At 65.3% G+C, this 25,428-nt stretch carries 23 protein-coding genes; 14 read left to right on the top strand and 9 right to left on the bottom strand.

Annotation, left to right across the window (positions count from 1 at the left end):
• Positions 1-41 precede the first annotated feature (41 nt).
• Positions 42-800, top strand: a complete 759-nt coding sequence (locus C404_RS57175) for an SDR family oxidoreductase (protein ID WP_021197649.1) — start codon at positions 42-44, stop codon at positions 798-800.
• A gap of 108 nt (positions 801-908) precedes the next feature.
• On the opposite strand, the gene C404_RS57180 is transcribed toward C404_RS57175, so the two are convergent.
• Complete coding sequence (locus C404_RS57180; protein ID WP_021197650.1) at positions 909-1,664, bottom strand: glucose 1-dehydrogenase; 756 nt, start codon at positions 1,662-1,664, stop codon at positions 909-911.
• A gap of 234 nt (positions 1,665-1,898) precedes the next feature.
• On the opposite strand from C404_RS57180, the gene C404_RS57185 reads away from it, so the two are divergent.
• Positions 1,899-2,351, top strand: coding sequence for a nuclear transport factor 2 family protein (locus tag C404_RS57185; RefSeq protein WP_031330243.1), 453 nt, complete (start codon positions 1,899-1,901; stop codon positions 2,349-2,351).
• A gap of 17 nt (positions 2,352-2,368) precedes the next feature.
• On the opposite strand, the gene C404_RS57190 is transcribed toward C404_RS57185, so the two are convergent.
• From C404_RS57190 to C404_RS57215, 6 genes are all read right to left on the bottom strand, one after another.
• Positions 2,369-3,523, bottom strand: coding sequence for a cytochrome c peroxidase (locus C404_RS57190; RefSeq protein WP_235180694.1), 1,155 nt, complete (start codon positions 3,521-3,523; stop codon positions 2,369-2,371).
• 59 nt (positions 3,524-3,582) lie between these two features.
• Positions 3,583-4,884 (bottom strand): alkaline phosphatase family protein, encoded by a 1,302-nt coding sequence (locus C404_RS57195; RefSeq protein WP_021197653.1) that lies wholly within the window; start codon positions 4,882-4,884, stop codon positions 3,583-3,585.
• 178 nt (positions 4,885-5,062) lie between these two features.
• Positions 5,063-6,025, bottom strand: coding sequence for a hypothetical protein (locus C404_RS57200; protein WP_021197654.1), 963 nt, complete (start codon positions 6,023-6,025; stop codon positions 5,063-5,065).
• A 22-nt stretch (positions 6,026-6,047) separates the two neighbouring features.
• On the bottom strand, positions 6,048-6,839 hold the full coding sequence (locus C404_RS57205) for an SDR family oxidoreductase (RefSeq protein WP_021197655.1): 792 nt from the start codon (positions 6,837-6,839) through the stop codon (positions 6,048-6,050).
• Positions 6,840-6,898: 59 nt separating this feature from the next.
• A complete protein-coding gene (locus C404_RS57210; protein ID WP_021197656.1) occupies positions 6,899-8,086 on the bottom strand; it encodes a sulfotransferase family protein in 1,188 nt (395 codons plus the stop codon).
• Positions 8,083-9,216 (bottom strand): DUF1214 domain-containing protein, encoded by a 1,134-nt coding sequence (locus C404_RS57215; protein WP_021197657.1) that lies wholly within the window; start codon positions 9,214-9,216, stop codon positions 8,083-8,085. Before C404_RS57215 ends, C404_RS57210 begins: the two co-directional genes overlap by 4 nt.
• A gap of 241 nt (positions 9,217-9,457) precedes the next feature.
• On the opposite strand from C404_RS57215, the gene cysD reads away from it, so the two are divergent.
• The 4 genes from cysD to C404_RS57235 all read left to right on the top strand — a co-directional run bounded on the left by cysD (position 9,458) and on the right by C404_RS57235 (position 14,122).
• On the top strand, positions 9,458-10,354 hold the full coding sequence (gene cysD, locus C404_RS57220) for a sulfate adenylyltransferase subunit CysD (protein WP_021197658.1): 897 nt from the start codon (positions 9,458-9,460) through the stop codon (positions 10,352-10,354).
• Entirely contained in the window at positions 10,354-12,300 is a 1,947-nt protein-coding gene (gene cysN / locus C404_RS57225) for a sulfate adenylyltransferase subunit CysN (protein ID WP_021197659.1), read from the top strand. Before cysD ends, cysN begins: the two co-directional genes overlap by 1 nt.
• A 103-nt stretch (positions 12,301-12,403) precedes the next feature.
• Positions 12,404-13,546 (top strand): helix-turn-helix transcriptional regulator, encoded by a 1,143-nt coding sequence (locus tag C404_RS57230; protein WP_021197660.1) that lies wholly within the window; start codon positions 12,404-12,406, stop codon positions 13,544-13,546.
• Positions 13,547-13,624: 78 nt separating this feature from the next.
• Positions 13,625-14,122 carry an SRPBCC domain-containing protein gene (locus C404_RS57235; RefSeq protein ID WP_021197661.1) on the top strand — a complete coding sequence of 166 codons (498 nt, stop codon included), beginning with the start codon at positions 13,625-13,627 and terminating at the stop codon, positions 14,120-14,122.
• A gap of 95 nt (positions 14,123-14,217) precedes the next feature.
• On the opposite strand, the gene C404_RS57240 is transcribed toward C404_RS57235, so the two are convergent.
• On the bottom strand, positions 14,218-14,469 hold the full coding sequence (locus C404_RS57240) for a hypothetical protein (RefSeq protein ID WP_021197662.1): 252 nt from the start codon (positions 14,467-14,469) through the stop codon (positions 14,218-14,220).
• Between the two features lie 200 nt (positions 14,470-14,669).
• Entirely contained in the window at positions 14,670-15,518 is an 849-nt protein-coding gene (locus C404_RS57245; RefSeq protein ID WP_021197663.1) for an alpha/beta fold hydrolase, read from the bottom strand.
• Between the two features lie 168 nt (positions 15,519-15,686).
• Between C404_RS57245 and C404_RS57250 the strand changes: the two genes are divergently transcribed.
• From C404_RS57250 to C404_RS57285, 8 genes are all read left to right on the top strand, one after another.
• Complete coding sequence (locus tag C404_RS57250) at positions 15,687-16,481, top strand: SDR family oxidoreductase (RefSeq protein WP_021197664.1); 795 nt, start codon at positions 15,687-15,689, stop codon at positions 16,479-16,481.
• A gap of 243 nt (positions 16,482-16,724) precedes the next feature.
• Positions 16,725-18,293, top strand: coding sequence for a DUF1302 domain-containing protein (locus C404_RS57255; protein ID WP_021197665.1), 1,569 nt, complete (start codon positions 16,725-16,727; stop codon positions 18,291-18,293).
• 70 nt (positions 18,294-18,363) lie between these two features.
• Positions 18,364-19,746, top strand: coding sequence for a DUF1329 domain-containing protein (locus tag C404_RS57260; protein WP_031330245.1), 1,383 nt, complete (start codon positions 18,364-18,366; stop codon positions 19,744-19,746).
• Between the two features lie 76 nt (positions 19,747-19,822).
• Positions 19,823-20,605 (top strand): 2-oxopent-4-enoate hydratase, encoded by a 783-nt coding sequence (gene dmpE, locus C404_RS57265; protein ID WP_021197667.1) that lies wholly within the window; start codon positions 19,823-19,825, stop codon positions 20,603-20,605.
• A gap of 64 nt (positions 20,606-20,669) precedes the next feature.
• Positions 20,670-21,584 carry an acetaldehyde dehydrogenase (acetylating) gene (locus tag C404_RS57270; RefSeq protein ID WP_021197668.1) on the top strand — a complete coding sequence of 305 codons (915 nt, stop codon included), beginning with the start codon at positions 20,670-20,672 and terminating at the stop codon, positions 21,582-21,584.
• A gap of 23 nt (positions 21,585-21,607) precedes the next feature.
• A complete protein-coding gene (gene dmpG / locus C404_RS57275) occupies positions 21,608-22,630 on the top strand; it encodes a 4-hydroxy-2-oxovalerate aldolase (RefSeq protein ID WP_021197669.1) in 1,023 nt (340 codons plus the stop codon).
• A gap of 86 nt (positions 22,631-22,716) precedes the next feature.
• Complete coding sequence (locus C404_RS57280; RefSeq protein WP_021197670.1) at positions 22,717-23,853, top strand: HlyD family secretion protein; 1,137 nt, start codon at positions 22,717-22,719, stop codon at positions 23,851-23,853.
• Entirely contained in the window at positions 23,789-25,420 is a 1,632-nt protein-coding gene (locus C404_RS57285; protein ID WP_081659380.1) for a DHA2 family efflux MFS transporter permease subunit, read from the top strand. Before C404_RS57280 ends, C404_RS57285 begins: the two co-directional genes overlap by 65 nt.
• Positions 25,421-25,428 lie beyond the last annotated feature (8 nt).

Here is a 25,428-nt window from a genome sequence, read left to right on the forward strand (position 1 = left end):
CGCACCGGCGCGGCCTCTCAACCTGATAAGGAAATACAAGTATGGATCGCGTGAAAGACAAGATCGTCGTCATCACCGGCGCTGCCAGCGGCGTCGGCAAGGCGGATGCGCTGCTGCTCGCCGCCGAAGGCGCGCGCGTGGTACTGACGGACATCAATGAAGAGGCCGGTCAGGCCGTGGCCCGCGAGATTGGCGACGCGGCGTGCTTTGTCCGGCACGACATTGCCAGCCAGGACGATTGGCAACGCGTCATCTCCACCGCAACGGAAATGTTTGGCGGCCTGGATGTGCTGGTCAACAATGCCGCCATCTGCCCGCTCGGCTCCATCGAAGACACCACCCTGGACACCTGGCGCAAGGTCATGCAGACCAACGGCGACGGCTACTTCCTCGGCTGCAAGTTTGCCGTGGCGGCCATGAAGACCCGGCCCAGCGGTGGCAGCATCATCAACATGTCTTCCGTGGCGGCGCTCGGCGGTCTGCCGATGATGGCCGCGTACACCGGCTCCAAGGGTGCTGTCACCGCGCTCACGCGCAGCGTTGCCGCGCACTGCAAGAAGGCCGGCTATCGCATCCGTTGCAACTCGATCCATCCGGACGGCATCTGGACGCCGATGACGCAGGCAATCGTGCCGGACCTGGACCCTGCAGCGCTGGGCATCGAGCACAACCCCATGGCCCGCATGTGCGACGCCAAGGATGTGGCCAACCTGGTGCTTTTCCTCGCCTCGGAGGAATCGCGTTTCATCAACGGCGCAGAGCTGCGCATCGACAATGCGCAATTGATCAGCTCGCTCTGACGCACACCAGTCCTCCTCGTGAGGACTGTGAGCCCCGTGCCCGCGATGGTTGGAAGATTCGCCAACGCGGGCACGAACAGCACGGGGTGAGTTCACCCCGCTCGGCGATCAGTTGAACGTGGCGCCCGCGAGCATCCCGCCGTCGACGATGAATTCTGAGCCCGTGCAGTAGCTCGATTCGTCCGACGCGAGAAACAGCACCAGATTCGCCACTTCTTCCGGGCGGCCAATGCGCGGGATGGGCAGGCCGCGATAGACGCCGGAAGCGTCGATGTCCGCAAACTCCGGCGGGCGGGCCATGACCGTGTCGATGCCGCCCGGATGGACCGAATTGACGCGGATTCCGTAGCGGCCCAGTTCAAGCGCGGCTGCCTTCGTCATGCCTCGCACCGCGAACTTGCTCGACACGTAGGCGGTGCCCGTCGCGACCCCTTCCATGCCCGCCGTTGACGACACGTTCACGATTGCGCCACCACCCGCCTCTTTCATCGCGGGCAGCACGGATTTCATGCCGAGCCAGCAGCCGATCTGGTTCACGTCGATGACCTTGCGATAGTCATCAAGCGAGCACGACTCCAGCGGCGCGAGCTTCAGGATGCCCGCGTTGTTGACGAGCACATCCAGCTTGCCGAAGCGCGCCTGCGCGGCACGCACGGCAGCAGTCCACGCGTCGGGTTGCGTCACGTCCAGATGCTGGAACATCGCAGCGTCGCCAAGCTCGGCAGCCGCGCGTTCGCCGTCCGCATCGAGCACATCGGCGATGACGACCCGCGCGCCCTCCTCGACAAACCTGTGCGCCTCCGCTGCGCCCTGCCCGCGTGCACCGCCGGTAATCAATGCGACCTTGCCTTCGAGGCGTTTCATCGTGTGTCTGCTCCTGGTTGAAAGAAAAGCGGTGCCGCACGTGTCATGTTTCAACGGCATCGTTGCGCATCTGCAGGTCTCCGTGTGCGTGGGCCGGGCCACTATAGCGTTGCCGTTGGTGAGCGCGCGTCCGGGGAAACACCTTAGTCCGATCCGCCGTATCCCCGCTCGCCAAGCGGGTTTACGCTCTACACAGCCGCCTTCCATCGTTCGACCCACATGACGCAACCCGCCATGCACACTCTGCAGACACTGTCGGATCACCACGAGATCCGCGAACTCATCGTCGACTACGCAACGGCCATCGATGCCAAAGACTTCGACGCGCTCGACGCGATCTTCACGCCCGATGCCTACATCGACTACCGCGCCATGGGCGGCATCGATGGCCGCTACCCGGAAGTGAAGGCGTGGTTGCGCTCGGTACTGCCGGCGTTTCCGAACTATCAGCACATGGTCGGCAACGTGTCGGTGCGGCTCGATGGCGACGCCGCCCGGTCGCGCACGATGTGCTTCAACCCGATGGAAGTCGCGCTGCCGGATGGCGGCACCCAGGTGATGTTCCTCGGCCTGTGGTACATCGACCGCTTCACGCGTACGGCGCGCGGCTGGCGCATGATCGAACGCGTCGAGGAGCGTTGCTATGGCCACAACGTGCCGGCGGCACTGTCAGGCGCGACCGGTTGAAGCCGCACCACCACGCTCTATGGAATATCACCGTCGTTCAACGTCTTGAGGAAGGCCATCACATCACGGATATCCGCCTGCGACCACACGGGCCTGTCACCCTTGTGGCGCGTGAAGGGCGCGTTGATGTGGTCGACGTTGTCCTGCAACGCCTCGGGCAGATCATCGAACTGCCGGCGGCTGCCCGCATGCAGATACCACTTCTGCGGTGCGGTATCCCGCTCCACGTAGAAGCGCAGCGCCTCTTCCAGCGTATGAAAGCGTCCGTTGTGAAAGAACGCGCCGCGCGTGGCCACATTGCGCAGCGTGGGCGTCTTGAACAGGCCGCAGTAGGCGCGCTCTGCCTGCTGGTCTGATCGTACCGGGCCGCACAGGCCCATGTCGTAGTAGTTGGGATCGGCGTTGGCCGGAATGTCCGGATTGCGCGGCACCCCGACGGCCGCGAAGCTGAAATCGGTCAGGAGCGGGTGCGCACCGTTGGCGCCGGGCTCAACGGTATGACAAGCCGCGCAGTTGCCACCGTCGCGATCCTTGAACAGCTTGAGGCCGCGCTGCTCCTGCGCGCTTAACTGCGCCCTGCCGTCCAGGTATTGATCGAACTTGCTGCTGTAGGGCTGGAAGCTCGCGTCGTCGAGCTGGAAGCGCTGCAACGCTTGCCCCAGCGCTGCGAAGGCGGCCTCGGGGCGGGAAAAGATGTCTTGCCCGAAGACCTCTCGAAAGCGCGCGGCGTAGGCGCTCCTGGCAAGACGCTCCACCACGGCGCGCACACTGGGGTTGGCCATTTCATTGGCGGCCAGCAGCGGCGCGGTTGCCTGCTCCGCCAGGGTGTTGAAGCGGCCGTCCCAGGTGAAGCCACCCACCGGCACGTTGTCGGTCTCGGTCAGCCGCTCGCGCGCGTTGGACGTAAAGGTCTTGAACCAGATCGGCGTGCGCCGCAGGTAGCGTAGCGACGGTACCGCGCGGGTACCGTGGTCCTTGAGTTCTGGGCCGCCCAGTTGCACGGCCAGCGCATTCGGCGGGCCGTAAGCATGGTCGGGGCTATGGCAGGTCGCACACGACATGCGCCCCGACGCTGACAGCGACGCATCGAAAAACGCCAGCCGGCCGATCTCGGCCTGCGCCTGGTTGGATGGCTTGGCAGCCGTGGGCTCCGCCTGCCGAGCACAAGCCACCAGGCAAAGAAGCGCCACCGCACTGGCGACAGCCCTTCTTGCCTGGCGCCAACCGCTGGTTACCACTGCAGGTTGGTGAAGATGTCGTTGCCGAACGTCACCAGATTCTTGTCGTCGGCGTAACCCAGGTATCCGTGGGTCTGGAAGATGTCTTCCAGGCTCCTGAGCATCGAGTAGTGGTTGTACGGCGTATTGCTGACCGTGCCAGGCTTGATGAAGCGCGACAGCATGACTGCGCCGGTGCGGTCACCGCCCACGCCCACGTAATGCAGCTTGTATTGCAGTGTCGGAGAGACCTGCAGAATCACGTCGTCCGGGCGCGTCACGTTCGGCCCGGCCTGCTGGCCGCAGCACGCATCGCCGGGCAGGTTCACCGTGATGGTCGTCACACCGTTCACGGTGGTCTTGCCCGCCGGCACCATGTCGGCCGACTCATCGAAGTTGATGATGATCAGCCCGTCCTGCTTGTACGCGGGTGACGCCTGGATGATCGGCACCCACTTCTTCACGAAATCGTTGATCGAGGTCAGGCCGCCCTTGTCGCCGTTCACGCAGGGCTTGGCGCCGGTGCCATCGCCGTCATGGCCGTCGTCGCACAGGTTGGGCGTGATGAATACGAAGTTGGGCGTGGTGCTGATCGACTGCAGATCCTTTTGCAGATTGGCGTCGAGGTTCACCACGTGGCTGTCGCAGTAGGCCTGGTCGTCGATGATGGAATGGAAGTAGACGAACGGGTTGTGGCGGGTCGCATATTGATCGCCCTTCGGCACGTCGGCCGTGGGTGCTTGGGCGGCCTGCGTGTTGTCCATCGCGCCAATCTTCGGATGACCGCAGGTGGCGGACTCACGGGTCGGGTCGTTGCCCATGTCGCCCATGTAGCCCTTCCAGGTCAGATTGAGTTCATCCAGCTGGTTGACGAAAGTCTTCACGGTGTTCGGATACACGCAACCCTTGCCGTCCTTGGCCTTGAGCACCTTGGGGTTGCCGGCATCCCAGCCGTCGGCCACCACGTCGTTGAAGCCCAGGTTGCAGTCGCTCTCGGTTTCCTTGGTGGAGGGCTGGCCGCTCATCATCGCGATGTAGTTGTCCAGGCTCACGTGGCCGGTGCCGAAGTACTGGGTCAGCAGCGCGCCCTGTTTCGCCATCGCTTGCAGGTCGGGATTCTGTGTGCTGGTGCCGAAGGTGTCGTTGTAATTCTTGTTCTCCATCGTCAGCACGAACACGTGCCGGATCGACTGCTGGGTCGGCGGATCGTTGTCCATATTGCAGCCGCTCAGCATGCCGGTCAGCACAGCGCTACAGACCAGCGTACCGGCTGCCCTGCGCAGCGCGCGCAGCAACCCTTGACCAGTGACGTGCATAGACTCCCCCCCTTTTGATTTTTGATATCGGCCAGACTCGGTGGGTATGGGCCCGCTCTGCCCAGCAGAGCAGTCACGGTAGCGGGCTCGCCGCATCTCGTCTTCGTCCAACCAGACTACGTTTGTGTGGGTGTCTTCGCGCGACTTGTCTGCAGCCGACGGGGCGTCCCCAACTTGTCTACGACTTGCCGAAGCGGGCAGAAAAGCTGCCGATGAAGCGTTCCATATCCGCATCCGGCAGGTGGTTGATGCCGCCCGCCAGGCGACGCCCACCGCCGGTTTCGAAGCCGCGGCAGAAGTCGGCGGCACCGGTCGGGCTCGTGGCCGGCACGCGCACGCTGACGGCATAGCCGCCCGAGCTTTTTGGGGACAACAGGCCAATGGCATCCCCTGGGCGCGTGCGTGCGAGTTCATTGCCCAGCACGCCGATCGCGCGGCGTGCCCACGGCGCATCCGGAAGAACCAGCACGGCAGCACCCGAGCACTCGTGCACCGGCCCGATGGCTCGGGCGCAAGCCATGTCGTCTTCATAACCGGCACGCAGGACGTGGTAGGCGGCGCTCTGTGCCGCAAACGCCAGCGGGTCTTCGAAGGGCAGCATGGTTTGCGCCAGCGCTGCGGGGTCGAAATGCAGGTCGGCCACGCACTCGCCGTAGGCGTTGTAGTTGAGGCACGTGCCGAGCTGCTCCAGCGTTGCGGTGTCCTGCGCGCTCAGGCCCGCCTGTTCCGCCATTGCATGGGCCACAGGGGTCAGGTTGTCGCCGAATGCAGCCGTGATGGCCCAACGGCGATAGCGCCCTTCCAGATGCCGGTCCACCAGGATGCTGGTGCAGACGGTGGGGGCCTCGTCGATATAGGTGCGCAGTCCGGCATGATCGGGCAGCTCGCCGGCATGGTGATGGTCGAAGTAGTCCACCCACGCACCGGCTTGCAGCAAACGCAACAACCCGCCGCGGTTCTGGTCGAGCGAAATGTCCAGCGCGGTCACGACATCGCCGGCTTGTGCGTCGATGCGCTCCAGCAGACGGATATCGCGCTTGATGCCGGTGACGAGTGTGGCTTCGCACGGCTGCGCCAGGCGAAGCTGCTGCAGCGCGCACAGGCCATCGGCATCGCCATTGAAGGCAAAGTAGCGGGTCATTGCGGGGCTCCAGTCGCCGCGTTCAGGCCATGAAGTCGCCGCCATTGGCGTCGAGCGAGGCTCCGCTGATGGCACGTGCGTAGTCCGACACCAGGAACAGCGCGGCGCGAGCACAGTCGTCATCGGTCGGCATCTTGCCCAGCGCAATCTGCGAGGCAATCGGTGCGACGATCTGCGCTTCGCTCACGCCCTGCTCTGCGGCGGCCCACTGCACGTAGCCCTGCACCGGCGCGCCCCACATCCAGCCCATGAAGATGCTGTTGGCACGAATGCCGTACTTGCCCAGCTCGCGCGCGAGGTACTTGACCGCCACCGTCAGCGCGCCCTTGGATGCGGCATAGCCCGATTCGCCCGGCATCGGCTTGCGCGTGGCCTGTGTGTTGATCATCACGATGGCGCCGTGGCCCTGCGGCTTCATCAGGGCAGCCACTTCCTGCGTCAGCGTCATGGTGCCGAACACGTTGGTCTCGAACACATCACGCCAGACATCCAGGTCAGCGGCTTCCACCGCCTCGGGAAAGTTGCCGTGCTGGTAGGCGCTGTTGACAAGCGCATCGATGCGGCCGTACTTGCGCATGACCTCCGCCGCCAATGCCCGGCACTGCGCGCGATCCGTAATGTCGGTCGGCACGCTCAGGACTTCGCAGTCCACCCCCAATGCAGCAATACGGGCTTGCGCGTCGTCCAGCTTGGCTTGCGTGCGGGCGGCGATGGCCACGGCGCGGGCGCCTTCGCGGGCCGCCTCCACCGCCAGCTTCACGCCCAGGCCGGGCCCGATGCCCGATACGATGACGATCTTGTCTTTCAACAGCATGTGTTGTCTCCGTTGTGCGCGGTGCGCTGGTCTAGGTTGGGTTGCTCTTTAGTTGCTCTTTAGTTCCCCAGTACGTGCCGTGCGCGGTAGCCGGCAAAGTCGCGTTCGATCTGCGCCTGGCTCAGGCCGAACTGCTCCAGCGTATAGGCATGCGCGGCACGCTGGCTGCGCGGGTTGCTGTCCATCCACGCCTGCATGCCGGCGCGGGCGGCGTCGGTCAGCGGCATGCCGGCAAAGCGGTACACCGACTCCACCACGCCAAACGGATCACGCACCGTGTCTTCAAAGCGGACATCGAGGAAGCGGTCGGCCGGCATGCGGTCGCGCACGGCCATGGCGTGTTCGGTTGCGCGCCGCAGCTGCGCGCTCCACTGCTGGCCGACCGCCGTGGCGTCCGGCGCGTCGGCATACATCTTCCACAGCGTGTGCGCCATGCTGGCCATCGACGGAATGGTCTGGGCCGGGTCCCGATGGGTCAGCACCACCTGCGCGCCGGGAAAGACCTGGGACAGGACGTCGACCGCGTGCAGGTGCTGGGGCGTCTTCAGCACCCAGCGCTGCGCCGCTGGCTCACCACGCTGGCGCTTCTGCCACTGCAGGAACTGCAGCATCGTCTTGAGGTACGTGTAGACGGGCGTCTGATCCTGCCGCTCACGCCACGCGCTGTAGGTCGGCACGTTCACGTACGAATCCATGGCGCACAGGAAGGCGTGCTCCATCAGCATGAATTCCTCGTCGGCCTGCATGGCGTCGAGCGGGTGGATGGCCAGGATGTCAGGGATGAAGTGCACCATCTGCGCGACTTCCTCTTTGGCACGGGCGATACGTGAGCCCGCATCGCGCACGCCTTCCCCGGGCAATGGCGCCGGGTAGCGCGTTTCCCACCATGCCGCCGAATGGAAGCGCGCATCGGTGGCCAGCATGCGCTGCAGCAGCGTGGTGCCGGTGCGCGGCAAGCCGATGATCACCAGCGGGTCTTCAATGCGCTCCTGCAGAATTTCCGGATGGTGGCGGCAGTACTCCTGGATGACGAGCCGGTTCACCAATTGCGCCAGCAGCTTGCTGTGCAGCAGATGCACGCCCTGCGGCGACAGGTTGGCCTCGCGCGCCAGCGAATCGAACAGCACGCCCAGCGCTTCGCGGTAGTTGCCGGGGCCGAAATCCGTCAGCCCGCCCGTCTGCTCGGTGGCCTGCGCCAGAAGGCGGTCCACGTCGAGCACGAGCATGCGGTCAGCCAGGGTATTCATGCGACCTCCTTCAGCGCTTTCAACGTCTCCACCTTGACCACGCGCGTACGCGGATGCGCCGCGTTCGTCGGTTCCCCCGCCCCCACCCAGCGCCAGCACATGGTGCCGTTGCGGTGGCCGGCGGTCTCCAGCCAGTTGGGCAGGCCAGGGTCGCGCGCGCTGAGGATGACGGTGACGCCGCCCTTGGCATCCAGCTGTGCGCTGTGCTTGTTCAGACAAATGTCGTGATAGCGGTAGTCGAGCGACTCCATCCAGTAGTTGTTGATCTGGAAGTTCCAGAATTCGCACTCGGGCACGCGGTCCACTTCCACCACCAGCGCTTCGTCGTCTTCCAAGGCCCACTGCGAGTGGTAGTAGAAGATGTTCGGATCGCCGCCCGCGGCCTGGCACACCGCCTGGTCTGCCGGCGGCAGTCCGTTGACGTGGGTGCCGTAGCCCTGCGCCCAGTCGGCAAAGATGCGCGCCGTGTTCTCCACAAATCCGGCCGCGCGCAGCAGGCCGCCGTGCAGGCGTTCGGCGCTCAAGGGGGTGGGCTTGTCTTCCGCGCCCGACTCCTGAATACGCTCGATCTGCAACTCGGCCGGCGTCTCCGCCTTGCGATCGAGGAAGGTCTGGCGCACCACCAGCGCATTGGTGGCCGGTTCCATGCGCACCCAGTTGCCGTCGTGCGGCTGCGCGCTGAGGATGAGTTCGAAGCTCCCATCCGGCGCCACCGCCAGCTTGTTGCTGTCGATGAAGCCGGTCTGGATCATGCGGCCGTCGGTTTCGTACCCGCCCTTTTGCGTGCCAAAGCTGAGGTACGCCACCGTGCCGCGCCGGCCGCGAATGCGATACGCGGCGGTGCCGTCCAGGCGCGCGTAGCGGTAGAGGTTGTCGGGGTTGTCCGCGCCGATCTTCGCGGTTTCGTGCGAGGGCGAGAAGAAGCCGGGGAACGCCGGATCGGCAAACTCCACGTGCATTTCCAGCGCAATGCGCAGCAGCCGGCTGAGGTAGCGATAGCCCTCGGCGCGCGTCAATGCATCGGTCGGCGCCTCCGTGCGCAGGATCTGCTGCCCGCTGCGCTTGAGGACGTCGCAAAATTCGGCCCAGGTCTGGCCACTCAACAACTGCTCTTCGGCAGAAATCGCCATGTGCTTCGCTCCCGTTGTCCGTATGCGCAACAGGCAGGCCCTGTCAGCGCGTCGAAGCAACGGTACCAAGCGCATCCCTGCGGTTACCTCCTCCACCTGGACTAGAAAACGTGCGGCGCGGCCCGCCATTTTTTAGTCCGCCCGGACGAAGTTGGGCAGCCCCCCGGATCGCTACCTTTTCACCATGCCAGGCACCCCGCGACATTCGTGAACGGGGCCGGCAAGTGAAGAGGAGACAACGATGTTGACCCACCTGGAGCAACTGGAGGCGGAGAGCATCCACATCATGCGGGAAGTGGTGGCGGAGTGCGAAAACCCCGTCATGCTCTATTCCATCGGCAAGGACAGCGCCGTGATGCTGCACCTGGCCATGAAGGCCTTCCACCCGGCCAAGCCGCCGTTTCCGCTGCTGCACGTCGATACCACGTGGAAGTTCCGCGAGATGATCGCCTTCCGCGACCAGACCGTCGAACGGCTAGGGCTGGACCTGCGTGTGCACATCAACCCGGATGGGATCGCGGGCAACATCAGCCCGCACGAGCATGGCTCGGCCGTGCACACCGACGTCTGGAAAACCCAAGGGCTCAAGCAGGCGCTGGACCACTACGGCTTCGACGCAGCCTTTGGTGGCGCCCGGCGCGACGAAGAGAAATCGCGTGCCAAGGAGCGCGTGTTCTCGGTGCGCACCGCGCAGCACCGCTGGGACCCGAAGATGCAGCGCCCCGAACTCTGGCGCCAGTACAACGCACGCAAGCGCAAGGGCGAAAGCCTGCGCGTGTTCCCGCTGTCGAACTGGACGGAGCTCGACATCTGGCAATACATCTATCTGAACAACATCCCCATCGTGCCGCTCTACTTCGCCAAGGAACGTCCCGTGGTGGAGCGCGACGGCACGTTGATCATGGTCGATGACGACCGCCTGCCCTTGCGCCCCGGCGAAAAGCCGACCATGCGCCGCGTGCGCTTCCGCACGCTGGGCTGCTACCCGCTGACCGGTGCGATCGAGAGCGAAGCCGACACGCTGGACGGGATCATCCGCGAGATGCTGCTGGCCACCACGTCCGAACGGCAGGGCCGGCTGATCGACAGCGATTCGGCCGGGTCGATGGAGAAGAAGAAGCAGGAGGGCTATTTCTGATGGAAACGCTACTGGAAGCCGCGCCCGCCATGGCGCAATCGGTGCAACCCAATGACGCGCAGAACGACGTCGCGCACTACCTGCACGCCCAGAAGAACAAGGGGCTGCTGCGCTTCATCACCTGCGGCAGCGTCGACGACGGCAAGAGCACGTTGATCGGCCGCCTGCTGTACGAGTCGAAGATGCTGTTCGAAGACCAGCTCGCCCAGCTCGAAGCCGATTCGAAAAAGATGGGCACGCAGGGTGACCAGCTCGACTTCGCGCTGCTGGTGGATGGCCTGGCCGCGGAGCGCGAACAGGGCATCACCATCGACGTGGCCTACCGCTTCTTTGCCACCGACAAGCGCAAGTTCATCGTGGCGGACACCCCCGGGCACGAGCAATACACCCGCAACATGGTGACCGGCGCCTCGACCGCCGACCTGGCCGTGCTGCTGGTGGACGCCCGCCGCGGCGTGCAGACGCAGACTCGCCGCCACAGCTATCTGGTGTCCACGCTCGGCATCCGCCGCGTGGTGGTGGCCGTCAACAAGCTGGACATGGTGGACTACTCGCGCGATGTGTACGACGCCATCGAACGCGAATACCGCGATTTCGCGCAGCAGATCGGCCTGACGGACATCGTCTGCATTCCGATGTCGGCCCTGCGCGGCGACAACATCACGGCGCACAGCGCCAATACGCCGTGGTATCAGGGCCCCACGCTGATGGCGCACCTGGAGAACGTGCCGATCGACAACGCACCCACGCAGGACGAATCGTTCCGCCTGCCCGTGCAGTGGGTCAACCGCCCCAACCTGGACTTCCGCGGCTTTACCGGCACCATCAGCGCCGGCGAAGTGCGCGTGGGCGATCGACTGCGTTCGCTGCCGTCGGGCCGCGAGAGCCGCGTGGCCAGCATCATCGGTGCGAACGGTGCCTGCCCGCAGGCGGTACGCGGCCAGGCGGTGACGCTCACGCTGGAAGACGAGATCGATGTCAGCCGGGGCGACGTGCTGGCCTGTGCCGAAGACCAACCCGCCGTGGCCGACCAGTTCGAGGCCACGCTGGTGTGGATGAACGAAGAGGCCATGCTGCCCGGCCGCCCCTACCTGCTCAAGCTCGGCACGCGCACGGTGGGCGTGACGGTGGCGCAGCCCAAGTACAAGGTCAACGTCAACACGCTGGAACATCTGGCCGCGCGCACGCTGGAGTTGAACGAGATTGGCGTGTGCAACCTGCACCTGGATCAGCCGGTGGTGTTCGAAGCGTATGCGCGCAACCGTGACCTGGGCGGCTTCATCATGATCGACCGCCTCACCAACAACACGGTGGGCGCCGGCATGCTGCACTTTGCCCTGCGCCGCGCGCAGAACGTGCACTGGCAGGCCATCGATGTGGACCGCCACGCGCACGCCGCGCTCAAGCACCAGACGCCGCGCATCGTGTGGTTCACCGGGCTGTCGGGCGCGGGCAAATCCACCGTTGCCAACCTGGTGGAAAAGCGCCTGCATGCACTCGGCCACCACACCTATCTGCTGGACGGCGACAACGTGCGGCACGGCCTGAACAAGGACCTGGGTTTCTCCGAGGCCGACCGCGTGGAGAACATCCGCCGCGTGGCCGAAGTGTCGCGCCTGATGCTGGATGCCGGGCTGATCGTGCTGGTGTCGTTCATCTCGCCGTTCCGCTCCGAGCGCGAGATGGCACGGGCACTGGTGGCCGAGGGCGAGTTCATCGAAGTCTTCGTCGATACCCCGCTGGCGGTGGCAGAAGAACGTGACCCCAAAGGGCTCTATCGCAAGGCGCGCCGCGGTGAGCTGAAGAACTTCACCGGCATCGACTCGCCGTACGAACCGCCCGAGCAACCGGAGATCCGCATCGACACCACCGTCGACACGGCGGAGCAGGCGGCCGAGCGCATCGTCGCGTGGCTGCGGGAGTCGGGCACGGTGGGCCAGGCTTGATGGCGTCTACTGCAAACGGACGATGAGGCCAGCGCCTCGATCCGTACGATGGGAAAGGCGGCCCGCGCCGCCTTTTTCCGTTGTCGCGACGCGAGGAATCACGATGAAGTTGCCCGACCCGCTGCCGGCCAGCGAACTGAGCGCCCTGCTCGACCTGCTCTACCAGGGGCCGACCGAGGCAGTGCCCTGGGCCGGCTTTCTCGAAAGCGTGCGCCTGCGGCTGGGTGCGGCCTTCGTGACGCTGGTGCTACGGCACCCCGCCACCTGCCGGCCCGGGCTGATCGTCAACGCGTCGCACTACGGCCCGCTGCTACCGGGCGAGCCCTCGTACAGCGAGCAGTACTACGCCCTGTGCCCCTTTCTGGACCTGCACCCGGATCGGCTGTTCAGCGCCGATGAACTGTTCGGACAGACCGGCTGGCTGGCCCACCCGTTCTATGTGCAATACCTGCAACCGCTCGACCTGCGCTACATCCTCGCAGTCAACCTCGTCACCCCCAATGGGGTGGAATGCGCGCTGTTCGTGAGCCGCAACCACGACGGGCAGGACTTTGACGATGCCGACAAGACCTTGCTGGGCGGGCTGCTGCCCCACCTGAAGCGCGCCGTCGATCTGCACGCGCGGCTCGACGTGCTGGAGTCGGAGCGCACCCTGTATGAGGGCGCCGTCGATCGCCTGCTGGTCGGCACCGTGATCCTGGACGAGCGCGGCAAGGTGATGAAGACCAACGACATGGCCAACCGCCTGCTGCGCGCGCGCGATGGCCTCCATGTCGCCGACGGCATGCTGCAGGCGCACTGCCCGGTGGAGAACCGCAAGTTCCGCAAGATCCTGGAAGGCGCGGTCGAAGCCCAGGCCACCGCCAACATGCGCAGTGAAGTCACCACGCTGACGCGGCCCGAAGTGCCCACGCCGCTCAGCGTGCTGGTGCGCCCCATCCCGCTCAGTTATCGCGCGGAAGACAAGGCGCACCGGCCCGCCGTGGCCGTGTTCATTCGCGACCCGGCGGGCTCGCCGCGCAACACGCACGCCAACCTGCGCAAGCTGTTCCACCTCACGCCCACCGAAATCGAACTCGCCCTGCTGATGGTGGACGGCTTGACGCTGGACGAAGCCGCCACCCGGCTCGGCATCAAGAAGAACACCGCGCGCGCCCACCTGCGGGGCATCTTCTCCAAGACGGGTGCCACGCGGCAGGCCGTGCTCGTGAAGCTGCTGCTATCGAGCGTGGTGGTGATGGGCTAACAGCAAGCAAAAACGGGGCGTCTTGAGCGCCCTTTCTTATTTCCTGATTTCCAACGACACCGTTTCACGGAGGAGCCCATGGCAAAAGCAGAGAATCTCGTCACATCGATCCAGGTGGACATCAACGCGCCGGCATCGCTGGTGTGGGAGGTGCTGACCGACTTCGAGCACTACGCAGAATGGAACACCTTCTGCCCAGGTTTGAAGACCACCGGCCGGTTGGGCGACATGGTGCACATGCAGGTGCGCATCCCCGGCACGGACCAGACCATTCCCGTCAATGAATATCTGGTGGCGTGGGAGCCGGAGCGGCTGCTGTCATGGGAACAGCGCCCCACCGACGACAACAAGGACGCCGCGCGGCGCGACCAGTACATCGAAGCCGTCGGCCCGCAGCGCTCACGCTACTTCACGACAGACCTGTTCCTCGGGCTCAATGCAGAGACCATCATGCGCGAGCACGGTGCGTGGGTGAAGGCGGGGTTCGATCAGGTGGCCCGCGACGTGAAGCAACGTGCGGAGGCGCTCCACACCGCCCGTCGCAGCAACGCTGGCGCCGCGGTGCAGGCGAGCTAAAGGCAGACGCCGGGCCACGTCCATCATGGAGCTGGCCCGGTCTGAGGCAGAGCGGCATTCACGGCCGCACGACTGGCGCGCGGAACGCCCGTCTCTTACTGGCGGGGGAGATGGTTCAGGACGTCGACCACCGTCACGTCATATTTCTGGTGGCACGCATCGTCGCATCGCAGGGATGCCGCGACCGGGGCCGCTGAAGCGTCGTCGATATTCATGAGGTGCTGCAACGCATCGCCAAGCTGGCTGACGGCCAGCGGCGCCGATGATGGCTCGACACCCGTGCCCAGCCCCAGCGCCAACGTTGCGCCCAACCCTACGAGAAAGCTTGCATACAGTCCGGCTTTCATTGCTGTCTCCTTCCACAAAACGCCAATCCGTTGGTTCGTCTGGCGATCGCCGGCTTTTGCCGGTCTGATGGATTCACGTTAGAGATTGGAGCGCCCGTCCACATCGTCTAACCAGACTAGGTTTTCAGCCCGTCTGCCTGCGCAAACGGTTGGGACTGGCACCCTGGCGTTACGACTGTCGATACCAAGCCAACAAGCGATCACTTATCGTTCGCCGTGTCCGCCAGGAAACCCAGGCACTCACGGTTGAAGTAATCGCGATGTTCGACCATCACCCAATGGCCGCAGCGGTTGATCAGCACGCAGCGCGCATCCTTGCAGCTTTCCAGGAATTTCATGGCGCCGCCCACGGGGTTGAAACGATCTTCCGTGCCCCAGAAGCCGAGTACCGGGCAAGCGACCTCACCCAGGCGGTCAGACAGGTTCGGCACGCGCATCGTGGCCAGCACCTCGCGCGGCTGGTGGCGGCACACGTTCATGCGCTCTTCCACCAGCGCATCGGTCACCATGCTGGTGTCATAGACCAGCAGTTGCAGCAGCTGGCGCATGGTGTCCGGGTTCATGTGGCCGCCGGTGAAGAGCGACACCATCTTCTGGATGCCTTCCATCTGGAAGTAGGTCTCGCGCTCTTCCACGCCGCCGGGCGCCATCATCACCAGGCGGCTCACGTCCGCGGGGTAGTCCAGGGCGTATTTCAGCGCGATCGCGCCACCCAGAGAATTGCCCACCAGCACGCAGCGTCCCACTTCCAGCGCCTGCAGTTGCTCGCGCAGCGCCGCCACGAAAAAGTCCAGCGTGTATTCCACGTCGTCGGGCTTGGACGACAGCCCGTAACCCGGCAGATCCACCACCACGGTGCGATAGCCCGCTGCCGCAAAGGCCGGCGCGTTGTACTTGAAGTTGCTGTGGCCGCTCGCCCCCGGCCCGCTGCCGTGGATGAACACCACCGGCTCGCCGCTGCCGGCCTCGGTGCTATGCAGGCGTAGCCCGGTGGCCGTGGTTACGTAGCGGCCGACGGGCAGCGTGATCGACGATTGTGAAGCTGACATTGGTGAGGCTCCGTGTCTGGTTGTCTGGCGACGATCATCTTCCCCACCCCAGCCACCAGCATCGTCTCTTCGGACTACGAGCGCAGGCGCGGTTTTCCCTACCATCGGCGCTGACTTCTTCGCTCACCACCTCACCACAGAACGCAGGCCAACCAGGCCAAACACGCCATGATGGGATTCGATTTCAAAGACAAGACCGTGCTCGTCACCGGCGGCGCGCGCGGCATCGGCGCCGCCATTGCAGAGGCCTTTCTCGATGCAGGGGCCACGGTCTACACGTGCGGACGCACCCCGCCCGATGACTCGCAAACGCTTTCGCTCGGCACGCAGCGCCGCGCAGAATTCATCACCGCCGACATCCGTGACGGCGAACAGATGGACGCACTGCTCTCCACCATCGTGAGCAAGAGCGGCACGCTGGACATCGTGATCCACAACGCGGGGGGCTCGCCTTTCGCATTGGCCGCAGACGCCTCGCCGCGCTTGATGGAGTCCGTCATCCGCCTGAACCTGGTGGCGCCCCTGCAACTGGCGCAGCGTGCCAACGCTGTGATGCACAAGCAGACCAGCGGTGGCGTGCAGCTGTTCATCGGCAGCGTCAGTGCACTGCGCCCTTCGCCGGGCACGGCGGCATATGGCGCCGCCAAGGCCGGCATCCTGAACGCAGTGCGCACGCTTGCCGTGGAGTGGGCGCCACGTGTGCGCGTTGCCGCGGTGAGCCCCGGCCTGGTGCTGACCGAAACCGCACAGCAAGGGCACTACGGCGACGCAGATGCGCTGCAACGCGTCTGCGCCACCGTGCCGCTCGAGCGGCTGGCAGACCCGGCCGACATCGCCAACGCGTGCCTGTTCCTGGCCTCGCCGCAGGCGGCTTATGTGTCGGGCGCCAACCTCGTGATCGATGGCGGCGGCGAACGTCCCGCCTTCCTTACGGCTGCAGCTCCAACGCCTGCGGGCCGCTGATCGCAGTGGCCAATCTCTGGGGGATTTCCCTGAAGCCGATACAAGACGGTGACCGCGTTCTTGCCCTGTCCCGGCCCCACGCGGGCATCTGCAGCGAGGGCCGTGCGACGCCATTCGTCGAATTTCGCTGGACTAGTCCGTTCTGACGATTTCAGCGCATACCTCGCTCCTTAGGCTTGCCACAAGAAAAGAGGCCAGGCATGTGCTGCAGGCCCAGCGCTGACCACACCCAGGAGGAGACTGATGCAGGACAAACCCGTAAATCAACCGACCCGGCTGCAGCGTACGCTGCGCCCCTCGGCCATCGCCGCGGCACTTGCTACGCTGTTCGCACCTGCAGCATGGGCGGACAACTCCGTCGATCTCGGCAACGACACTTCGCTGAGCTACTCGTTCACGGCCAACTACGGCGTGGCGATGCGTACGGGCAAGCCAAGCGACACGCTTCTGTCGCCGGCCAACATCAACGGCGACGACGGCAACCGCAACTTCCATCGCGGCAGCCTGATCACCAATCGCGCATCGCTGTTGGGCGAAGGCAATCTGCAGCACGGCGACTATGGTCTGTTCGTGCGCGGCAGCGCCTTCTATGACACGGCATACCAAGGCACTAACGCCAACAATGCGCCCGGCACCGTCAACCATAGCGGCGCCTTCAACGAGTTCACCACGTATGCGCGCAATTTCCAGGGCCAGCGCGCACAGTTGCTGGATGCCTACGCCTATGGCGCAGTCGGCATCGGCGACACGCGCCTGAGCGGCAAGATCGGTAACCAGGTCGTGGCTTGGGGCGAGAGCCTGTACTTCCCGAACATCGCCGGCGCGCAAGGCCCGGTGGATGCCACCAAGTCGTTCGTGCCCGGCGCGGAAGTGAAGGACATTCTGCTGCCCGTGCCGCAGGCCTCGCTGCAATGGCAGATCAACCCGTCGCTCAGCGTGATGGGTTACTACCAGTTCGTCTACAAGGAGAACCAACTGTTTCCGCCGGGCAGCTTCTTCAGCACCAGCGACATCGTCGGCCCAGGCTCGGAATACCTGATCGCCGGCCCCGGCTTCAACATTCCGCGCGGGCCCGACATCAAGCCGACCAACGCCGGCCAGTGGGGTATCGGCACGCGCTTCCGCGTGGCCGAAGACACCGAGATCGGCCTGTACCAGTTGCGGTACAGCGACAAGAACCCGAGCGTTCTGATCTCGATGTTCCCGACGCTGCAGTACCAGCAGAAGTACTTCAGCGGTATCAACCTGACCGGCGCCAGCTTCTCGACGCAGGTGTTCGGGGCCAACGTGGCCGGCGAAGTGAGCTATAAGGACGGCCAGCCGATGCTGGTCAATGTGCAAGGCTCGCCGACTGCAACGCGCGGCAAGGTCGTGCAGGGCCAGTTGTCGGCCATCTACTCGATCGGCCCGAACAAGCTGGCCAACTCGCAAAGCCTGGTGGCAGAAATCGGGTACATCCACGTGCTCAGCGTCGATCCGGTCTACGGCCAGAGCGTGCTCACGAACTCGCGTGATGCGGTGGCGGCGCAGATCGGCTGGTCCCTCACCTACAACAACGTGTTCGACGGTTGGGACATGACCGTGCCGCTTAACTATGCCCAGGCGATCAGCGGGCATAGCTCGGTGCCGGGCGCATTCGGCTCCCTGTATGGCGCAGGCGACCGCCGCGCCAGCATCGGCGTCACGATGAAGTACCTCAACAACCTGGAATTGAACCTGACGTATGCCAAGTTCATGGGCGGGGCCGACCTCAACGATCGTCCGCTGGCTGACCGCAGCTACGTAGCGTTCAACGCGAAGTATTCGTTCTAAACCGGCACACCGGCATACAGGCACACTGGCCGCCTCCGGGTGGCCGGCATCATCCCAAGGAGACACAGCAATGCGACCCACACCCCGACTGCGCATTCCCGCCATGCTGCTGGCAAGCGGCATGGCGCTCGCCACCGCCGCTTTCGCGGCGAACAGCGCGGACGAACTCAAACAGCTCGACAGCAAACTGACCCCCGTCGGTGCCGAGCGCGCCGGCAGCAAGGACGGCGAGATCCCCGCCTGGAACGGCAAGTGGCTCGGCACGCCGCCGGGCGTGAAATGGCAGGCCGGTGAGCGGTATCCCGACCCGTACGCCAACGAGAAGCCGGTGGTGGTCATCACCGCGCAGAACATGGCGCAGTACGAGAATCACCTGACCGACGGGCAAAAGGCGCTGCTCAAGCGCTACCCCGAGACGTTCAAGATCCCGGTCTATCCGTCGCACCGCGACTTCCGCTTCACCGACGCGGTCTATAAGGAAATCCGCACCCTGGCGCCGACGTCGACCATGACCGCCGAAGCCGCCAACGGCATCAAGAACGCGCCGCCGATCGTTCCCTTCCCCATTCCCAAGAACGGCGTGGAACTGATGTGGAACCTGCGGCTGTCGTCCGGCATTGGCGCCGAGGCCGCCACCTACGACCAGGCCGTGGTTTATCCGGAAGGCAATATCGCGTGGGGGCGCGTGCGCTACGACATTTTCTCCATGCGCAACACGGGCACCGTCGACTCGAAGAACGAACTGTATGACCGAACGTTCTTCCGCCAGACCACACTGCTGCCGCTGCGCGACCGCGGCACGGTCCTGGTCGGCTACTCGCTGTGGGATGACAACAGCGACAACGGCAACCGGACCTGGATGTACAACCCCGGCACCCGCCGCGTGCGTCAGGCGCCCGAGTATGGCTTCGACCAGCCCAATGGCACAGGCGGCTTCCGCACCGTGGATGACGACCGCCTCTACAACGGCACGGGCGTGCGTTACGACTGGAAGATCGTCGGCAAGAAGGAAGTCTATGTGCCGTATGACAACTACAAGCTGATGAGCGCGTCGATCAAGTACAAGGACATGCTCGGCAAGGGCCACGCCAACCCGGACTTCATGCGCTATGAGCTGCACCGCGTGTGGGTGCTGGAAGCGACCCTCAAGTCGGGCTACCGCCACCAGTACTCCAAGCGCCGCCTCTATCTGGACGAGGACAGCTGGATTGCCGTGCTCGCCGACAACTTCGACGCGCAAGGCAATCTGTGGCGCACCAACATGGCAACCACGCTGTATGCCTACGATGCACACACCTTCTACACGGGGGTCACCTTCTACCACGACCTGGCCTCGGGCGCATACCTGGCCGACCGGTTGTCCAATGAGAACGTGATGCCTGTGCTGAACAACAGCCCGCAGTTCAACCCCGGCTACTTCTCGCCGGATGCCGCCCGCAGCTCTGGCACCTGACCTGTGATGTGACGGGCGCCCGCATGGATCTCAATACCAGCGGGCACCCGCCGGCACACTGCTTCCCCACTCCACCATGCAACAAGATCTGATCGCCAGCCTCGGCGAAGAACTCCATCGCGCCCTCGTCGCGCGCGCGCCGGTCGCGCCGTTGAGCAGCCGCGGCCACGGTCTCACGATCGAACACGCCTACCGCATCCAGCAGCGGTTCCTTGCCCATCGTCTGGCAGCCGGTGACCGCATCGTCGGCAAGAAGATCGGCGTGACCAGCAAACCCGTCCAGCAGATGCTGGACGTGCACCAACCCGATTTCGGCATGCTGCTGGCCAGCATGCATTACGCGGAAGGTCAGGCGATTCCCGCCGGCACCCTCATCGCGCCGCGCGCCGAAGGCGAGATCGCCTTCACGCTCAAGCACAGCCTGCGCGGGCCCGGCATCACGCCTGAAGACGTGCTGGCCGCCACCGAATCCGTCTGCGCCTGTTTCGAGATCGTCGATTCGCGCATCGAGGATTGGCGCATCCGCATTGAAGACACCGTGGCGGACAACGCCTCGTGCGGCGTCTACGTGCTCGGCCAGACGCGTGTCAGCCCCGAAGGGCTGGACCTGGCCGCCTGCACCATGACGCTGGAGAAGAACGGCGAATGCGTCGCCACCGGCCGCGGTGATGCCGTGCAAGGCCATCCGGCCGCCGCCGTCGCATGGCTCGCCAATACGCTGGGCGAACTTGGCGTTGCGCTGGAAGCCGGCGAGACCATCCTCTCCGGCTCGCTCGCCGCGCTGATCCCGGTGAAGGCCGGAGACCGCCTGCGCATGCACATCAGCGGCATTGGCAGTTGCACGGCGGACTTTGTCTGACGCTGCTCCCGCGCAAGGGCACGTTGTGCGTGCCCTTGCGCGCCCATCATCCGAAGGAAGCCCCATGGAAAAAATCAAATGCGCCCTGATCGGCCCCGGCAACATCGGCACCGATCTGCTTTACAAGCTGCGTCGCAGCACGGTACTGGAGCCGGTCTGGATGGTCGGCGTCGACCCCGCCTCGGAAGGCCTGGCACGCGCCCGTGAAATGGGCCTGAAGACCACCGACCAGGGCGTTGACGGTCTGCTGCCCCACCTGGAGGCCGACGGCATCCGCATCGCCTTCGACGCGACCTCCGCCTACGTCCACCGCGAGCACTCCGACAAGCTCACCGCACGCGGCGTGCGCATGATCGACCTCACGCCCGCGGCCATCGGGCCGTTCTGCGTGCCGCCGGTCAACCTCGACGCGCACCTGGGCTCGAACGCCATGAACGTCAACATGGTCACCTGCGGCGGGCAGGCGACCATTCCGCTCGTCTATGCAGTGTCGCGCGTGCAGCCGGTGGCCTATGGCGAGATCGTGGCGACGGTGTCGTCGCGCTCCGTCGGCCCGGGCACCCGCAAGAACATCGACGAATTCACGCGCACCACATCGGGCGCCATTGAGAAGGTGGGCGGCGCACGCGAAGGCAAGGCCATCATCATCATCAACCCGGCCGAGCCGCCGCTGATCATGCGCGACACCGTGCATTGCCTGACGGAAGACGAGCCGGATGTGGAAGCGATCACCAAGTCCGTCCACGCCATGATTGCCGACGTGCAGCAGTACGTGCCCGGCTACACCCTGAAGAACGGCCCGGTGTTCGACGGCAAGCGCGTGTCCATCTACATGGAAGTCGAAGGCCTGGGTGACTACCTGCCCCGCTATGCCGGCAACCTGGACATCATGACCGCCGCTGCCGCACGCACCGCGGAACGCATTGCCACCGCACTGCTGGATGGTTCGCTGCCCGCAGCCGAACCGGCACTCGCCTGAGCCTGAGCCCGAGGACAATCGACATGACACAACGCATTACCCTGCATGACATGACGCTGCGCGACGGCATGCACCCGAAGCGCCACCAGATCTCTCTGGAGCAGATGAAGAGCATTGCGCGCGGGCTGGACGCCGCTGGCGTGCCGCTGATTGAAGTCACGCACGGCGACGGCCTGGGCGGCGCTTCGGTCAACTACGGATTCCCCGCGCACAGCGATGAGGACTACCTGCGCGCCGTGCTCGGCGAACTGAAGCAGGCCAAGGTGTCGGCACTGCTGCTGCCGGGCATCGGTACCGTCGAGCACCTGCACATGGCGCATGACCTGGGCGTGCACACCATCCGCGTGGCCACGCACTGCACGGAGGCCGATGTGTCCGAACAGCACATCGGCATGGCGCGCAAGCTGGGCATGGATACGGTGGGCTTCCTGATGATGGCGCACATGGCGCCGGCCGAGCAGCTCGTCAAGCAGGCGCTGCTGATGGAATCGTATGGCGCCAACTGCCTGTACATCACCGATTCGGCCGGCCACATGCTGCCGCACGACGTGACCGAGAAGCTGACCGCCGTGCGCCAGGCGCTGCGCCCCGAAACGGAACTCGGCTTCCACGGCCACCACAACATGGCCATGGGCGTCGCCAACTCGCTGGCCGCCGTGGCCTGCGGCGCCAACCGCATCGACGCGGCCGCAGCGGGCCTCGGCGCCGGCGCCGGCAACACGCCGATGGAAGTCTTCGTGGCCGTGTGTGCACGCATGGGCATCGAGACCGGCGTCGACGTGTTCCGCATCGCCGATGTGGCGGAAGACCTGGTCGTGCCGATCATGGACCACCCGATCCGCATCGACCGCGATGCGCTGACGCTGGGCTATGCGGGCGTGTACTCCTCGTTCCTGCTGTTCGCCAAGCGCGCCGAAGCCAAGTACAAGATTCCGGCGCGCGAGATTCTGGTCGAACTGGGCCGCCAACGCTTGGTGGGTGGTCAGGAAGACATGATCGAAGACACCGCCATGACCCTGGCGCGCGAACGTGGCTTGATGGCCTGATGGCTTGATGCTTTGACCCGGCGGGGACGGCGCCAACCGCATGGCGGGGCGCCCGACCTGCCACCGTCCTCCGATTGGGATCCTCCATGTCCATGACCGCACCGGCCGGCGAGGCCATCGGACCCGACATCGCCGCAGGCGGGCAACTCCCCCGCCGGCGGGTTCTCCTGCTTGTGCTGCTGGGTAGCGGCCTGCTGGTGCTGGCCTGCGTCTGGGCCTTGCGCTGGTGGATGGTCGGGCGCTTCATTGAAACCACCGACGATGCCTACCTGCGCGCCGACAACGTGATCATCGCGCCGAAGGTCACGGGCTACGTGGCCGAAGTGCTCGTCACAGACAACCAGACCGTGATGGCCGGGCAGCCGCTGGTGCGGCTGGATGACCGCCAATACCGGGCCGCCCTCGAGCAGGCCACTGCAACCATCGCCGCACGCCGCGCCGACATCACCCGTGGCGAGGCCGAGCTGCTGCAGCGTCAGGCCGAGGTGGATCGGGCCCGCGCAACACTCGACGGCGCCCGCGCCCACGAAGCCTTTGTGGTTGAACAAACGCAGCGCCATGCCCCGCTGGTGGCCATTGGCGCAGAAAGCGGCGAACGCATGGCCGAGCTGCGCTCCGGTCGCAAGCAGGCCGCGGCCGACGTGGAATCCAACCGCGCGGCCCTGCTGGCTACGCAGCGCCAGGTGGTCGCCACGCAGGCCCAGATTGAGCAGGCCAAGGCGCAGCTTGCAGTGGCGCAAGCCAGTGCGCGCCAAGCCCAGTTCGACATCCACGACACCGTCATCCGCAGCGCCAGCGCCGGCCGCGTGGGCGACCGCGCCGTGCGCGTCGGCCAGTACGTGCAGCCCGGCTCGCGCCTGCTGACGCTCGTGCCGGTGCAGGACCTTTATCTCGAAGCCAATTTCAAGGAAACGCAGATCGGCATGATGCGCCCCGGCCAGCCGGCACGTATTCTGGTCGACACACTCGGCGGTACGGAACTGCACGGCACCGTGCAGAGCCTGTCGCCCGGCACCGGCGCACAGTTCGCGCTGCTGCCGCCACAGAACGCCACGGGCAACTTCACCAAGATCGTTCAGCGTGTGCCGGTGCGCATCCGCGTGGAGGCCGGCAAGGAGGCGCGCAGCGTGCTCGTTCCCGGCCTGTCGGTCACGGTGCATGTCGATACGCGCGGCGCGCAGGCGGCGCGGGAGCGCATCGACCAGGAAGCCTCGCGTGGGTAAGTCTGACCCGCAGGGGTTGGAGCCGCGCGCTCGCGCGGTCGACTGGATTGCCGTGGCAGCTGGCGCCCTTGGCGCGCTGATGGCGAGCCTCGACATCTCGATCACCAATTCGGCACTGCCACAGATCCAGGGCAAGATCGGGGCCACTGGCACCGAGGGCACCTGGATCTCGACCGGCTACCTGATGTCGGAAATCGTCATGATTCCGCTCGCCGCCTGGTTGACGCGGGTCTTCGGCCTGCGCCGGTTTCTGCTCGGCAATGCCGTGCTGTTCATCGCGTTCTCGATCCTCTGCGGCGTCTCGCACAGCCTCGCGCAGATGGTCATCGGCCGCATCGGCCAGGGCTTCGCCGGCGGCGCCATGATCCCCACCGCACAGACCATCGTCGCCACGCGCATGCCGCGGCGGCAGATGCCGATCGGCATGACCATCTTCGGGCTCACGGTCCTGCTGGGGCCCATGCTGGGCCCAACGGTCGGCGGCTGGCTGACGGAGAACCTCGACTGGAGCTGGTGCTTCTTCCTCAACTTGCCGGTGTCGATCGCGCTGATGGTGCTGTTGCGCGTGGGCCTGCCGAACGAGCGCACGGATTGGTCTGGCTTCTTCCGTGCCGATTGGCTCGGTATCAGCGGCCTCTCGATCGGGCTCAGCTCGCTGACCGTGCTGCTGGAAGAAGGCCAGCGCGAACAGTGGTTCGAATCGCCGATGATCGTCTGGCTCGGGGTGATTGCCGTCGTGGGCATCGGCCTGCTGGTGGCCGGCCAGTTCCGTGCCAGCAAGCCCATCGTCAAGCTGCGCCTGCTGGGCAACGCGCGCTACGCCAGCGTGATCGTGATCGTCTTCACGATCGGCGCGGGCATGTACTGCATGTCGTACCTGCTGCCGCAATTCCTTGCCGGCATTGCGGGGTACAACGCCCAGCAGTCGGGGTCGATCATGCTCGTCTACGGCGTTCCGGCCTTCCTGATGGCGCCGATCCTGCCGCAACTGCTCGGCCGCATCGACATGCGTGTCATGGTGATTGCGGGGCTGCTCTGCTTTGGCGCCAGTTGCCTGCTCGATGTCGCGCTGACGGCGCAGTCGGTCGGCGGGGATTTCATCGATTCCCAATTGCTGCGCGGCGTCGGCCAGATGATGGCGATGATGCCGCTCAACCAGGCCTCGCTGGGCGCCGCGGCCAAGGAAGACGCCGGTGATGCCGTTGGGCTGTACAACATGGCGCGCAATCTGGGCGGCTCGGTCGGGCTGGCGCTGCTCGGGGTGCTGATCGACCGGCGCTACGCCTTTCACGACGCCGTGATTCGTGAATCGTTGAGCTGGAATTCACCCACCGGTCAGGCCTACCTGGCCGCCACGGCACAAGGCCTGGTGGAGCAACACGGCGATGCTGTCCATGCCCAGCTCCAGGCGCTGGGCCAGTTGGCCGCGCAGATCCAGCGCGAGGCGATGGTCATGACGTATTCCGAAGCATTCCATCTGCTGGCGGTCGCGCTGCTGCTGTGCATTCCGCTGGCGTGTCTGCTCAAGCGTCCGGCGCCAGGCGGCGCAGTGTCTGCGGGCCATTGAGCCGCTTC

It is taken from the genome of Ralstonia sp. AU12-08, from assembly GCF_000442475.1.
Taxonomy (GTDB): domain Bacteria; phylum Pseudomonadota; class Gammaproteobacteria; order Burkholderiales; family Burkholderiaceae; genus Ralstonia; species Ralstonia insidiosa.

Bases quoted from the DNA above. Each gene is read 5' to 3' on its own strand.
- C404_RS57270 (WP_021197668.1), top strand. From the start codon at position 20,670: ATGGAAAAAATCAAATGCGCCCTGATCGGCCCCGGCAACATCGGCACC.
- C404_RS57210 (WP_021197656.1), bottom strand. From the start codon at position 8,086: ATGAATACCCTGGCTGACCGCATGCTCGTGCTCGACGTGGACCGCCTT.
- C404_RS57240 (WP_021197662.1), bottom strand. From the start codon at position 14,469: ATGAAAGCCGGACTGTATGCAAGCTTTCTCGTAGGGTTGGGCGCAACG.
- C404_RS57195 (WP_021197653.1), bottom strand. From the start codon at position 4,884: ATGCACGTCACTGGTCAAGGGTTGCTGCGCGCGCTGCGCAGGGCAGCC.
- C404_RS57280 (WP_021197670.1), top strand. From the start codon at position 22,717: ATGTCCATGACCGCACCGGCCGGCGAGGCCATCGGACCCGACATCGCC.
- C404_RS57175 (WP_021197649.1), top strand. From the start codon at position 42: ATGGATCGCGTGAAAGACAAGATCGTCGTCATCACCGGCGCTGCCAGC.
- cysN (WP_021197659.1), top strand. From the start codon at position 10,354: ATGGAAACGCTACTGGAAGCCGCGCCCGCCATGGCGCAATCGGTGCAA.
- C404_RS57245 (WP_021197663.1), bottom strand. From the start codon at position 15,518: ATGTCAGCTTCACAATCGTCGATCACGCTGCCCGTCGGCCGCTACGTA.
- cysD (WP_021197658.1), top strand. From the start codon at position 9,458: ATGTTGACCCACCTGGAGCAACTGGAGGCGGAGAGCATCCACATCATG.
- C404_RS57255 (WP_021197665.1), top strand. From the start codon at position 16,725: ATGCAGGACAAACCCGTAAATCAACCGACCCGGCTGCAGCGTACGCTG.
- dmpE (WP_021197667.1), top strand. From the start codon at position 19,823: ATGCAACAAGATCTGATCGCCAGCCTCGGCGAAGAACTCCATCGCGCC.
- C404_RS57235 (WP_021197661.1), top strand. From the start codon at position 13,625: ATGGCAAAAGCAGAGAATCTCGTCACATCGATCCAGGTGGACATCAAC.
- dmpG (WP_021197669.1), top strand. From the start codon at position 21,608: ATGACACAACGCATTACCCTGCATGACATGACGCTGCGCGACGGCATG.
- C404_RS57215 (WP_021197657.1), bottom strand. From the start codon at position 9,216: ATGGCGATTTCTGCCGAAGAGCAGTTGTTGAGTGGCCAGACCTGGGCC.
- C404_RS57285 (WP_081659380.1), top strand. From the start codon at position 23,789: ATGTCGATACGCGCGGCGCGCAGGCGGCGCGGGAGCGCATCGACCAGG.
- C404_RS57200 (WP_021197654.1), bottom strand. From the start codon at position 6,025: ATGACCCGCTACTTTGCCTTCAATGGCGATGCCGATGGCCTGTGCGCG.
- C404_RS57180 (WP_021197650.1), bottom strand. From the start codon at position 1,664: ATGAAACGCCTCGAAGGCAAGGTCGCATTGATTACCGGCGGTGCACGC.
- C404_RS57260 (WP_031330245.1), top strand. From the start codon at position 18,364: ATGCGACCCACACCCCGACTGCGCATTCCCGCCATGCTGCTGGCAAGC.
- C404_RS57205 (WP_021197655.1), bottom strand. From the start codon at position 6,839: ATGCTGTTGAAAGACAAGATCGTCATCGTATCGGGCATCGGGCCCGGC.
- C404_RS57230 (WP_021197660.1), top strand. From the start codon at position 12,404: ATGAAGTTGCCCGACCCGCTGCCGGCCAGCGAACTGAGCGCCCTGCTC.
- C404_RS57250 (WP_021197664.1), top strand. From the start codon at position 15,687: ATGATGGGATTCGATTTCAAAGACAAGACCGTGCTCGTCACCGGCGGC.
- C404_RS57185 (WP_031330243.1), top strand. From the start codon at position 1,899: ATGCACACTCTGCAGACACTGTCGGATCACCACGAGATCCGCGAACTC.